The 13,203-nt window shown below is 46.2% G+C and carries 10 protein-coding genes; 5 read left to right on the forward strand and 5 right to left on the reverse strand.

Annotated features, from left to right (window positions below):
• Positions 1 to 10 precede the first annotated feature (10 nt).
• Both ACT6R0_RS07220 and ACT6R0_RS07225 read right to left on the reverse strand, forming a co-directional pair.
• Positions 11 to 751 carry a T9SS type A sorting domain-containing protein gene (locus ACT6R0_RS07220; protein ID WP_444653025.1) on the reverse strand — a complete coding sequence of 247 codons (741 nt, stop codon included), beginning with the start codon at positions 749 to 751 and terminating at the stop codon, positions 11 to 13.
• Positions 752 to 849: 98 nt separating this feature from the next.
• On the reverse strand, positions 850 to 2,295 hold the full coding sequence (locus ACT6R0_RS07225; protein WP_444653024.1) for a T9SS type A sorting domain-containing protein: 1,446 nt from the start codon (positions 2,293 to 2,295) through the stop codon (positions 850 to 852).
• Between the two features lie 284 nt (positions 2,296 to 2,579).
• Between ACT6R0_RS07225 and ACT6R0_RS07230 the strand changes: the two genes are divergently transcribed.
• Positions 2,580 to 3,056, forward strand: a complete 477-nt coding sequence (locus tag ACT6R0_RS07230; protein WP_444653022.1) for a TlpA family protein disulfide reductase — start codon at positions 2,580 to 2,582, stop codon at positions 3,054 to 3,056.
• Positions 3,057 to 3,060: 4 nt separating this feature from the next.
• Complete coding sequence (locus ACT6R0_RS07235) at positions 3,061 to 4,758, forward strand: DUF6029 family protein (protein WP_444653021.1); 1,698 nt, start codon at positions 3,061 to 3,063, stop codon at positions 4,756 to 4,758.
• A 92-nt stretch (positions 4,759 to 4,850) separates the two neighbouring features.
• Here ACT6R0_RS07235 and pruA read toward each other — a convergent pair whose 3' ends face one another.
• The 3 genes from pruA to ACT6R0_RS07250 form a co-directional block, all read right to left on the reverse strand.
• Positions 4,851 to 6,476, reverse strand: a complete 1,626-nt coding sequence (gene pruA, locus ACT6R0_RS07240; protein ID WP_444653019.1) for an L-glutamate gamma-semialdehyde dehydrogenase — start codon at positions 6,474 to 6,476, stop codon at positions 4,851 to 4,853.
• Positions 6,477 to 6,586: 110 nt separating this feature from the next.
• Positions 6,587 to 6,973, reverse strand: coding sequence for a Co2+/Mg2+ efflux protein ApaG (apaG, locus tag ACT6R0_RS07245; protein WP_444653018.1), 387 nt, complete (start codon positions 6,971 to 6,973; stop codon positions 6,587 to 6,589).
• A 104-nt stretch (positions 6,974 to 7,077) separates the two neighbouring features.
• On the reverse strand, positions 7,078 to 8,340 hold the full coding sequence (locus ACT6R0_RS07250) for a type IX secretion system plug protein (protein ID WP_444653017.1): 1,263 nt from the start codon (positions 8,338 to 8,340) through the stop codon (positions 7,078 to 7,080).
• A 173-nt stretch (positions 8,341 to 8,513) separates the two neighbouring features.
• Between ACT6R0_RS07250 and ACT6R0_RS07255 the strand changes: the two genes are divergently transcribed.
• From ACT6R0_RS07255 to ACT6R0_RS07265, 3 genes are all read left to right on the forward strand, one after another.
• Entirely contained in the window at positions 8,514 to 11,315 is a 2,802-nt protein-coding gene (locus ACT6R0_RS07255; protein WP_444653015.1) for a M16 family metallopeptidase, read from the forward strand.
• A gap of 145 nt (positions 11,316 to 11,460) precedes the next feature.
• Positions 11,461 to 12,279 carry a type I methionyl aminopeptidase gene (gene map / locus ACT6R0_RS07260; protein WP_444653014.1) on the forward strand — a complete coding sequence of 273 codons (819 nt, stop codon included), beginning with the start codon at positions 11,461 to 11,463 and terminating at the stop codon, positions 12,277 to 12,279.
• 149 nt (positions 12,280 to 12,428) lie between these two features.
• Positions 12,429 to 13,196, forward strand: a complete 768-nt coding sequence (locus ACT6R0_RS07265) for a class I SAM-dependent methyltransferase (protein ID WP_444653013.1) — start codon at positions 12,429 to 12,431, stop codon at positions 13,194 to 13,196.
• Positions 13,197 to 13,203 lie beyond the last annotated feature (7 nt).

Here is a 13,203-nt window from a genome sequence, read left to right on the forward strand (position 1 = left end):
GTACATTATATTAGTTTTTTACGATCCTTATTTGGGACGTTTTGTTCTCCTCGTTGGTAAACCTTGCAATGTAAACACCTGCCGCAAGTACCGATGCGTCTACCGACTGTGAGCCCGAAGTGATGGCAGCCGTTTTAACCGCCTGGCCATTGATGTTGAAGAGTTCCAATTTAGCATTTTGCGTAGCAGTGATATCCAAAGCATTGGTCACGATATTGCTGCCAAGGCTGATACCCATTTTTTGCAGTGAAGCAAGATCAGCTGTTGATGCTGTAGACGAGTACCTGTACGAGAACGCTACAACTTCGTTTAGTATTGCCTGGTTGGCATCTACCTGCACCACCCTGAAGTTGTACACCACATCGCCTGTTGCATCGCCTGTGTAAGCATTAAGGAAATGGTCAGCCTCATCATTGTGTCCTCCGTTCGCAGTAAGTTCCACAGCATAATTAGGATAATAATTTCCGCCGCCTATGTCAGTATAGCAAAGGGCTCCAAAACAAAGCTGGATATCTCCTGCTTTTCCGGCAATGCCGCTTGTGTTATTGGTTACAGATACAAGCTGTAGTCTGTAGTACACTGTTTCAGGTGTATTGTTTGTTACCAATATCTGCATTTTGGCATTATTGCCAAGGGTATTGAACACCAGTTCCTCGCCGTTCGTTATGGTATTTGAGCCGGAGGTAACTGTTATCTGCGCCTGCGTCAGGGTGCTTAGCAACAATCCTGCGATAAGTAGAAGTTTTTTCATGATGGTATTAAAATTAAGCAATTATTTTTTATGAAAAAGGCTATCGGGGTTAGTTGCCTGCTCCCGATAGCATTTTCAAAATTTATGTTTTAAAGCAATTATTGTATTATAAGTTTCTCAACTTTTTCAGATGCCGCGCCGTTTATCTTAGCTATGTACATACCTTTTTGAAGTCCGCCCAGGTTCAGGGTGCTGCCATCCGAAAGGCCTTTTGCAGTTTGTACCACCTTGCCTGTAATGTCAAGTACGGTCACATCTACAGCCTCCTGTGTAGTAAGGTTGAATACTCCTGTAGACGGGTTAGGGTAGATCGCAAATCCTTTCAGCGCTGTATTTGGCGTAGCCATAACTCCGTTGGTTACAAAAGCAGCCTCTAATACAAGGCTTGTGCCAAAGTTACCCGGGTTCATTTTAGAAGCTACAAGCGTACCGCCTGCAAAAACTTCAATACCCTGGCCGCTGCCAGACATCCATCCGTCGCCATAAGTGTCCTGAAGTTCTACTGAGTAGCAGTCAGTACCTTCCGGCAGTGTGAATGTGTGTATCTTTGTTGTATTCGCATCAGCGCCACCACCGTTAGGATTACCTGCATAAGGGCCTGCCTGTGCTACTACGGTACCGTTGCTTCCTTTTATGTTCCATTTCATTTCTGTAGGATAGTTGCCTGTATGCACCCTTACTTCGATAACGTTCGGGCTTTGTGGGGCTACATTGATATGAAGGTCATGTGTTGAAATGTTTTCATTCGTTTGTGCTGCACCGTTAATGTCCTGTATAACTACCTCATATTCTGCAGCAGGGTTAAGCGCAACATTGGTAAAGCTAAGGTTGGTACTTGTACCAAAGCCCAGGTTCCCGGTATAGTTTTTTGTACTCACTACCGTTCCGTTCTCTTTAAGAACAACTGTTGCGGCGGTTATCTGGTTGTTGCCAAGGTTCCTCATCCTCGCCTGCATTGTAAGGCTTTCAGGTGCAGCACATAGTGACTGGTCTGCAGGAGCTATCGAGGCATGGCTTGCGATCCCTACAAGCGGTCCGCCGCATCCCATGATGCTTGACTTCAGGTCGGCAAGGCCAAGTGCGCCGATCTCGGTCATTATGCCGTCAGGGCAAATCCTTACAACTGTAGGAAAATACTCAAGATTAAAGATGGTTGATATCGAGCCATTATCGATCACAGGATACGGAGAGTGCTCCAGCCAGTTGCCTTGTGTATTTGGTCCGCTTCCCTGTAGGTCTGCACTGGTAGTCTGCGGATCACCTTCTACAAAAAGGACCACAACCTCATTAGAACCTCCCGGCCCGTAAGAATTATGCAGGTTAGCAAGTGCATTGGAGCCATGGTAGTTCCAGCACGGGCCGCACCACGTTGCCGAAATGTCCAATATAACTGTTTTTCCCTGGTTCAGGTAATCGTAAAGATTATGCGTCACTCCGTTAACGTCAGTAGCCGTAAAATCCGGTGCTGCAGTACCGTTCGCGATTTGTGCGCTGGCGGTGTAGCTGCCCAAAGCAAGCAATCCTAAAAGTAGAGTTTTTTTCATGTGATCAAGTTTAATAGTTTAGTTATCCCGTTGTAATAGAGGCGAAAATTATGTAAAAAAATCGTTATCCAAAAAAAAATCAAAGAAAATATTTAAAAAAGAAGCAAATGTTAAAAAATGAGTGCGGAAAATGTTATAAAAAGTAGGTTTTTGGGTATAATGTTGTGATTTTTATAATTCTATCAGTCCTATAGGGTTATAATTTTCCTTAAAAATAGCTTTTTCCAGTTAAAATTTTTTTAATATTGCCCCGCAACTATTTATGTCTATTTAACTAAACAAAAATGAAAAAGTTACTAGTACTCTTTTTATTCCTTTCTGCTTCAGCATTTGCACAAAAGGAAATGCCAAACGTAACCCTTAAATCGGAGAAGAATAAGAGTTACAATGTGAAGACCGACTTTGCCGAAAAAGACAAGCTTTATGTCTTTACGTTCTGGGCTACCTGGTGCGTTCCATGCATCAATGAGCTTGATGCCATTAATGAGCATTATGCGCAATGGTCAAAAGAACTTAATATGGAGGTTATTGCCGTATCTATCGACGACGCACGGACACAAAAACGCGTGAAGCCACTGCTTAACGGGAAAAAGTGGCCTTATAATGTATTGCTGGACACCAACCAGGACCTGAAGAGGGCTTTGGCGATCGCCAATGTTCCTTATACTGTTGTGGTGAAGAACAAAAAAGTGGTATATGTACACAATGGATACAGCCAGGGTGCCGAAAAGGAGCTGTATAATAAACTGAAGCAGCTCTAGATCGATGAGAAAATTATCCTTACTGCTCCTTTCGCTTTCCGTAGGCAGCCTTTGTGCGCAGGAAAATGATTCCATACCAAAAAAGGATCACGGCAAAGTATTCGGTGGATTTGAGTCCAACTCGCAATGGTACCTTAATGATAAGGAACGTGGTCTGTCACATCCTGAAGACCCTATCCGTTCCAACAATTACCTTTTGGTCAACTACCAGATCGGTAAGTTTACAGCAGGTGTTCAGGTAGAGTCCTATGAGCCCAATGCATTGCTTAACTACAATCCCGGTTTTAAAGGTACCGACCTTGCGACCTATTATGCCAGCTATAAATCTGATAAATTCGAAGCTACCGCCGGCTATTTTTACGAGCAGTTCGGCAGCGGCCTGCTATTGCGTGCCTGGGAAGACAGGGCGCTGGGGATCAACACCGCGCTTCGCGGCGGAAGGATACTGTTTCGCCCGTCGGATAACATAAGGCTTACTGCTTTATATGGCCGCCAGCGTACAGGTTTTGACGTGGCGCATGGCGATGTGTATGGCTTCGATTCTGATCTTAACCTTAGCCAGCTCTTTAAGTTCGAGACCTCCGACCTTTCGGTGGGTGCAAGCTATGTGGGGCGTTACGAAAAAATAGACATGCCTAACCCACCTGTAGATGAGCTTACGAACGCTTTTGCAGGAAGGTTCAACTTCATACACAATTCGTTCTACATTTCGGGCGAGTACAACTACAAGCAGAAGGATATTTTGCTGAATGCGCTCAATACGCTCAACTATAATTTTGTGAAGCCGGGTAATGCCGTGCTGCTCAATTTCGGTTATTCTAAAGAAGGGTTGGGTATCGATGCTACGCTGCGGCGTTTGGAAAATATGGGCTTCCTTTCGGAGAGGACACCTACCAGCGCGGGCGATGGCCTTTCTACAAGTCTTAACTTTAACGACAAAGTCCTTAATTACACACCGGCGCTCACCAAGCAGCACCACTCTAACCTTGCCAACATTTATGTATTTCAGGCACAGAGCCGCGTAAGCTTTGTAGATCCTACCATTATGATGTCAGGCGAAACGGGTGGGCAGATCGATATCTTTTACGATTTTGCGAAAGAGACGACGCTTGGAGGTAAGTATGGCACAAAAGTCGCACTGAACCTTTCAAGCTGGTACAACCTGCCCGGCTCGTATAGGTTCAATCCCGCGCAGTATGAGACGAACTTCTTTGGCGTAGGCCAGAAATATTTTTCCGACTACAACATTGAAGTGAAGAAGCAGCTGTCCGAAAGCTGGCATACTGCTTTTAGCTACATCAACCAGTATTATAACAAAGAATGGCTTCAGGGCGGCGAAGAGGTAAATACCAATATCGTGATCGCCGAAGCGACCTATAATTTTTCCCCTTCGAAATCAATACGCGTTGAGGCCGAGCACATGTGGGCCGATGCCGATTTTAAGAACTGGGCAGGCGGTACTGTTGAGCTTAACATCAATGACAAATATTCCCTCTATGTATGGGATATCATGAACTACGGTAATGATGATGAGAAGAAACAGGTGCATTACTACAACGTAGGAGGCGCCTACAGGATCGGTGCTACCCGTATCGCTCTTAATTACGGCAGGCAGCGCGGCGGACTCGTATGCGTAGGCGGTGTATGCCGTTTTGTACCGGAGAGTACAGGTTTGTCAATGCAGATCAGTACGGCGTTCTAAAACACAAATTATCTCAAAGGAAATATCCTTACATGTCAAGAATAAAAAAAGTTCCCGTTGTAGCGGGAACTTTTTGTTTATATAGTCTTAAGCTATCCTAAGAAAGGATACCTGTAGTCTGTTGGCGGAACAAAAGTTTCCTTGATCGTTCTCGGGGATACCCAGCGTAATAGATTGAGCACTGATCCGGCTTTATCGTTCGTGCCCGATGCCCTGGCGCCGCCAAATGGCTGCTGCCCTACAACGGCACCTGTAGGCTTGTCGTTGATATAGAAGTTACCTGCACTGTTCTCAAGCGCTTTTGTGGCTTCCTCAATTGCGTAGCGGTCCTGGCTGAATATTGCCCCTGTAAGTGCATACGGTGAGGTTTCATCTACCAGTTTTAGTGTTTCTTCCCACTGGCTGTCTTCGTAAACATATATGGTGAGTACAGGCCCGAAAAGTTCTGTGCACAGTGTTTCATATTTTTTGTTGGTGGTTACGATAACCGTTGGCTCTATGAAATAGCCAACCGATCTATCATACCCGCCGCCAGCGATAACCTCGGCATCCGGAGCATTTTTGGCTTCATCGATGTATTTCGCAAGCTTGTTGAACGATGTCTCGTGTATTACAGCCGACACAAAATTGGATGGATCTTCCGGAGACCCCATTTTGAACGAAGCCATATCTTTAAGCAAATGCTCTTTAACTGCCGGCCACAGCGACTGTGGTATATATGCCCTTGATGCTGCCGAACATTTTTGGCCCTGGTATTCGAAAGCGCCACGCGAAAGTGCGGTAGCTACTTCGGCAGGGATAGATGATGGGTGCGCCACAACAAAGTCTTTGCCGCCTGTCTCTCCCACGATCCTTGGATACGTTTTATATTTGCTTATGTTCTTGCCAATACTTGTCCAGATGTCGTTGAAAACGCCTGTAGACCCGGTAAAGTGTACTCCGGCAAAATCAGGGCTCGAGATCAGCACATCGCTTATCATCGATGCGCTGCCATGTACCATGTTGATAACACCGTCCGGCAATCCGGCAAGCTTGAACACCTCCATGATCACGTTGGCGCTATATACCTGTGCGGCGCTTGGTTTCCAAACCACCACGTTACCCATTAGGGCAGGGGAGGCCGGGAGGTTACCGGCAATGGCCGTAAAGTTGAAAGGCGTAACCGCATATACAAAACCTTCAAGGGGGCGGTGCTCCATACGGTTCCAGATACCTTCTGACGATACAGGCTGCTCGGCATAGATCTGTGTCATGAACTCCACATTGTAACGAAGGAAGTCGATGAACTCGCAAGCCGCATCGATCTCGGCCTGATGCATTGTCTTAGCCTGCGCTATCATGGTCGCGGCGTTGATCTTGGCACGGTAAGGCCCTGCAAGCAGCTCGGCAGCCTTGAGGAATATCGATGCCCTGTGTTCCCAAGCCATAGCGGCCCATTTTTTCTTTGCGGCAAGCGCGGCAGTAATAGCTTTTTCAATATGCTCCCTTTCCGCCTCATGGTATTGGCCCACGGTTTTCTTGTGGTCGAACGGCGGGTTTATAGTTTTGGTTTTCCCGGTGCGGATCTCTTCGCTGCCGATGTATAGCGGCACATCCACAGTGGTATTGTACATTTCTTTAAAAGTGGCAAGTACCTGCTCGCGCTCTTTTGTCCCCGGAGCATAGGTCTTAACAGGTTCGTTAATGGCCCTAGGCACATTGTATATTCCTTTTGGCATAATGGTATGTAGTTTAAAGGATTAAATTTTGGTATTGCAAATATACGGGAAATTATTCATCGCCAATTTGCAAAAAAGGCAACAAAAAATATGAATTCCTGAAAAAGTTGTTAGTTTAAAGCAAACGGCGCGCTCAATCTAAAAGTAGGCACAATGACCTTAAATGTACGTGTGGAAGTAAAGTTGACCATGCTGAAGTAACCCCTCATGGCACCGAATGGCGATGCCAGCAGGCAGCCTGAACTGTAGGTATGCTTTTCACCCGGCTTGAGTACCGGCTTTTTGCCAATAACGCCTTCGCCGTCAACTATTTCAATGTCATTCAGGGAATCGAATATTTCCCAGTGGCGGGTATTGAGCTGTACGGAATCCTTACTGTGGTTCTCGATGGTGATCTCGTAGGAAAAAGCGAACTGTATGCGGTAGTTTTTGAAGTAAGTGCCTTCAAAACTGGTTGATACTGATATTTTTATGCCACGCGTGATTTGTGAAACCATCCCTTTAATTTGCTGCTTGTGCTGTAAAATTACAAAAATTATTAACCTGCCCGGTATAGTTATGCTGTTAAATTATGGTTGCCGGACATTTAACTCTTAGGTATTTAATTGATAATATTTTCGGAGTTTGCCGATCCGCGGCCAATAACCCTGTCATAACGTTCATTGTTCTCGCGGTAGTATACAAATATGTTATAATCGTTCTCGGTTTGGTAAAAGTTACCGTCAACGGCGTCCTTTCCATTCACTTTACCGCTCTTGTCGGCTATGATGTACTGGAAGTTATTAAAGCCCTGCTTCATCATGATGGCTTTTTCATATAATTTTGTCTTCTCATTATACTCCATCTTGTACTCATCGGTCTTGGCATAATTATTAAACATGCCGCCGATGTAAATGTCATTTTTACCAAAATAAGCAGGAGCGCTAAGCGAAAAGAACACCCAAGTATAATCCGACTCTAAAAAAGGGTTTGTGGCGCTCAGGTTGGCGTTGCGGGTAACAAAGTTGCCGTTCACGTCGGGGTAGTAGGTGTAGGGCTTGTTGCCCCGTGCATCATTAGTATACAAAATGGTGTTGTACACTTCGCCTGCCGTAATGCGAAGCACGTTGTTCACGGCATTGCGTACATCCTTGTTCTCGAAGTACAGGTATTCGTTACCGGCCCAAAACTGTGTTTCCCTGTCATATTTGTAAATAAGGTCGTTGGCAATGGTGTATTGTGGCTTTACGTTATAGATCGCATTGTCGAACCGCCCGTTCTGGAACAGCGCGACCTTTACATTCTGTAACGGGCTTTGGAATATGAACGCACTGGTCTTAACAGAGAAGTCAAGGTTTTGCTTTTCCTGGATCTCGTCCATCCCGCGGGCCCTTTTTACCTGCACGGGAACGGCGACCTGATCTTCGTAAACAATGATCTTGCGCGAAAAGACAACCTCCCGGTCTTCGTTAAGGATCTTTATCATGTAATTGCCGCTCAGCTTTATGCGTGTAAATTTATTGGGGAAAGAAAGGGAATATCGCGAATAGAGCTGCAGGGTGTTGAAAGAGTTCTCGTAAAGCTGTATGCGTTGCGTGTCGAAACCTTCCAGATAATCATTCACCATAAGCTGCGACGATGGTGTCCAGTCATAATTGCAATGCTGTATGGAGTAGTAGTAGTTGGCCTCATTCCCAAAAAGGTCGTCAAATACCAAAGTAAAGCCTTCTCCTAGACGGAAGTAAGGATAAACGTTCTCGGAACTCCGCATGAGCGAAACGGTCTTTATGTTGTAAGGCGGCGCAATTTCCTGCTGTACCTGGCCGAAAGCTGTAGTTGAAAAAAGTAATGCAGCCCCCAGGAACCGCACGAAAGCATTTGCCATTGCTGAAATTTGTTTTATTGGTGAACGTAAATATACTAAATATATTATAAAAGGTCCGTTAGGGTGATCTTATCGGTAGAAAAAGCAGTGTATCGGAAAATGTGTTAAAAATCATACAATAAATATTGCTTTTAGTAGTTTTAAGCCTTACCAATTTATAAACCACAATAAACATGAAGAATCTCAAACTATGGATGTTCCTCGTTGCAGTGCCGCTTTCGGGCTTTGCGCAGGACCTTAAGGGAGACTCACCCATTCCGTTTGACCCTGCCGTAAAAACGGGTAAACTTAAGAACGGCCTTACCTATTACATCAGGAAAAATGCCAAACCGGAGAATAAGGTCGACCTCAGGCTGGTGATTAACGCCGGTTCCATTCTTGAGGAAGACGACCAGCAGGGACTTGCCCACTTTATGGAGCACATGTGCTTTAACGGCACCAAGCGCTTCCCTAAAAATGCATTGGTAGACTACCTGCAAAGCATAGGTGTAAAATTCGGGCAGCACCTTAACGCCTATACCAGCTTTGATGAGACCGTATACTTTCTTCCTATTCCGAGCGACAGCCCCGAAAAAGTAGAAAAGGGCTTCCAGATTATTGAGGACTGGGCTTTTAACGCGGTGCTTACACCGGAAGAGATTGACAAAGAGCGCGGTGTGGTGCTTGAGGAGTACCGCCTGGGCCTTGGCGCCGACGACAGGATGACCAAGCGCTTCATGCCTAAGATGATGTACCAGTCGCATTATGCTAACCGCCTCCCTATTGGGCAGAAGGAGATATTGGAGAATTTTAAGTACGAAAAGCTTGTTAAGTTCTATAAAGATTGGTACCGTCCGGACCTGATGGCGGTTATCGTAGTAGGTGATATCGATGTTGCCGAAATGGAAAAGAAGATCAAAGACCATTTTGGTTCATATGAAAATCCTAAAAAAGAAAAGCCGCGCAAAGTGTATGACGTTCCGAACCACAAAGAAACTTTTGTATCGGTAGAAAGTGATAAGGAAGCATCGTATGCACAGGTGCAGCTGCTTTATAAGGATTACAACATGCCGAAGACGCTGGTAACCATCAACGACTTTAAGCAATATATTGCCAAAGGCCTTTTCTCGACAATGCTCAACAACAGGCTTCAGGAGCTTACGCACTCGGCCAACCCACCCTTTACATTTGGGTACACCTACCACGGCGGGACATGGGCCAGGACTAAAGAAGCTTATCAATCGTTTGCCATGACACAGGAGAACAAGCAGCTTGATGCACTTAAGGTTTTGGTTGAAGAAAATGAGCGCGTTAAAAAATTCGGCTTTACGCAAGGCGAGCTTGAAAGGGCAAAGACCGAGTGGCTTGCCGGTATGGAGAGCTCGTATAAGGACCGTGACAAAACGGAGTCGGAGCGCTTTGTTAGCGAATACCAGGGCCACTTCCTTACCAAGGAACCAACTCCGGGAATTGAGTGGACATTCAACGCCATGCAGAAAATGCTTCCGCAGGTATCACTTGCCGATGTGAACGGTCTCGTGAAGGATTATATTAAGAACGATAACAGGGTGGTGATCTTTACCGGGCCTGAAAAGGAAGGCCTGAAAAAACCAACTGAGGCCGAAGTGCTTGCCGTGCTGAACAAAGGCGGTGAGAACATAACCGCATATGAAGATGCAGCAGTTGCCGGCAGCCTGTTGAGGAAAGACGTAAAGGCAGGCACCATCACTAAAAAAGAAAAGAACGACAAGCTGGGCACTACGACCCTTACACTAAGCAACGGCGTTAAGGTGACCTACAAAAAAACCGACTTCAAGAATGACGAAGTGATCATGGAGGGTATCAGCTTTGGCGGCAGCAACCTGTTTAGCAACGATGACCAGAAAAAAGTGCAGTATGCGCAGGGCGCGCTTACAGAGGCCGGTTTCTCAGGGCTGAAGCTGAACGACATCAATAAGTTCATGACGGGCAAGCTCGCAAGTGCAAGGCCATATATTGGCGGTATCACTGAGGGCTTCCGCGGAAGCGCCACGCCAAAAGACATGGAATACATGTTCCAGATGGTGCATGCCTACTTTACCGACCTCAACCTTGACAAAGAGGCTTACGAAGGCTACAAGCAAAAGCAGTCGGCGTTCTATGCTAATATGGCTTCGGAACCATCAGCCTACTTCCAACAGGAGTTCTACGGCTTTTTGTATAAAGACAACCCACGTTTTATGGGTGTTATCCCTAACGAGAAGACGTGGGAGAATACCGATTATGAGCTGGCCTACAATAAATATAAAGAGCGTTTTGCCAATGCGGGCGACTTCGAGTTCTACTTTGTAGGGAATATCGATGACAAGGCTATAGAGGAGTATTCGGCAAAATACCTGGCGTCATTGCCAACTACCGGTGTTAAAGAAAAGATCACCGACCTGGGATATCGCATGATAAAAGGCGATCATAAAAAGGTGGTGAACAAAGGGACCGATCCTAAAAGCAATGTGACCATTATGTACTATGGCGATGCCACATATTCGCCTAAAGAAGCCCTTGCCATGCAGGCGCTGGGAGAGATACTTACCATAAAGCTTGTAGAAGAGCTAAGGGAAAATGAAAGCGGCGTGTATGGCGTGAACGCGAGGGGCTCGATGAGCAAGGTGCCTTATGGTTCGTACAGCTTCAATATCTCGTTCCCATGCGGGCCGGACAATGCCGAAAAGCTTACTGCCTCAGCCCTTAAAGAACTGCAGAAGATCATTGACAACGGGCCGGAAGCCAAGGACCTTACCAAATTCAAGGAGGGTGAGCTGCTTGACCACAAAAAGGACATCAAGGAGAATAACTACTGGCTGAGCTACTTCACGAGGTCATACACCAATGGCACAAACGCTGAAGAGATCTTTAAAGTAGAAGAGAAAATAAATGCTCTTACTGCCAAAGAGGTACAGGATGTGGCCAAAAAATACCTGGCCAAAGACAAAGTTATCGGTATACTGATGCCGGAATAAAAATAATTTTTGGATTTAAATTGGAAAGGCCCCCGCGATCTCGTGGGGGCTTTTTATATGATGGCAGGCTCTGTCCGGGCGTGCTTTTTGCATTGATAGGTAATCTGTATAAAAATCGTACTTTTGTAGCCGTAAATTTTTGACAATGATTATCCAAAAGACAAGGGAAGAGATCGAACTGATGCGCCAGAGCGCGCTTATGGTATCGAAAACACTGGGCATGATCGCCTCTGAAATAAAGCCGGGCATAACGACATTGCAGCTTGATACCCTGGCGGAACAGTTCATCCGTGATAATGGTGCCATACCGGGCTTCAAAGGTTTGTACGGATGCCCGTCGACGTTGCTTACCAGTGTGAACGAGCAGGTCGTGCACGGCCTTCCGGACAACCGCCCGATACAGGAAGGCGATGTGGTGTCAGTTGACTGTGGTGCCATCATGAACGAGTTCTATGGCGACCATGCTTATACTTTCGAGATAGGTGAGGTGGCGGAAGATACCCGTAAGCTTCTCAGGATAACTAAAGAGTCATTATATGTTGGTATTCGCGAGTTAAAGGTTGGCAACCGTGTCGAGGATGTAGGCAGCGCCATACAACGCTATACCGAAGCCCAAGGCTATGGTGTAGTGCGCGAACTGGTGGGCCATGGCCTGGGCCGCAAAATGCACGAAGCGCCCGAAATGCCGAATTTCGGCAAGCGTGGCCGCGGCAAACTATTTGTTGAGGGCATGGTAGTAGCTATTGAACCGATGATCAACATGGGCACTAAAAATGTACGCACCCTTAAAGATGGCTGGACCATTGTGACCCGCGACGGTAAGCCGAGCGCCCACTTTGAACATAACGTAGCCATTGTGGACGGTAAGCCTGAATTGTTATCTACCTATGCCTATATCTATAAGGCATTGGGTATAGATAGTAATGAGGAGGAGGAGTTCAGGAGGGCACCTCTTGTAATTTAAGAATATCTGACACGTTCGTCATTGCGAGGAGGTACGACGAAGCAATCTTTCCGGAGAGTCCTTGCAGTGTGACTGAAAGATTGCGCGCACCGTTCTTCCGCTCGCAATGGCCGGACGAATCTCTGTGTAACTCTGCGAAACCATAAAAAATGAAGAAACTTTTTAAATTCATACTCAATACCATTCCCCGCCCGTTGCTCATACGCCTTAGTTATGTCATCAGGCCGGTATTGGCATTTGCCCTGAAAGGCAGCAGGTACACTGATCCTATTGACGGGAAGAGCTTTAAGAACTTCCTGCCTTACGGTTACGGCCACCAGCGCAACAATGTGCTGTCACCGAGTACGCTTTCGCTGGAAAGGCACCGCCTGCTGTGGCTGTACCTGAATAACGAGACTGATTTTTTTACAGCACCAAAAAAAGTACTCCATTTTGCCCCCGAGCAGGCTTTTCACAAGCTGTTCCGTGGTCAAAAGAACCTGGACTACACTACAACCGACCTCTATTCGCCATTGGCCGATGTAAAGGCCGACATCTGCGACCTGCCGTTCGAGGACAATTCCTACGACCTGATACTGTGTAATCACGTATTGGAGCATATCCCCGACGATACCAAAGCCATGCAGGAACTCTACCGCGTGATGAAGCCCGGCGGCATGGGTATCTTCCAGATACCGCAGGACTTGGATAGGGAAACCACTTTTGAGGACGACTCGATCACCGACCCGAAAGAACGTGCAAGGATTTTCGGGCAATACGACCATGTAAGGGTGTATGGACGCGATTATTTTGATAAGCTCCGCACAATAGGCTTCACAGTAGTTGAGGAAGATTACACAAAAAAATTATCTCTTGAAGATGTACAGCTCTACTGCCTTGCCAAAGGAGAGATCATTCCGGTTTGCTATAAGAACTGATCATTTA

Origin of the sequence: Flavobacterium sp. (assembly GCF_052437795.1) — a bacterium.
Lineage (GTDB): Bacteria > Bacteroidota > Bacteroidia > Flavobacteriales > Flavobacteriaceae > Flavobacterium.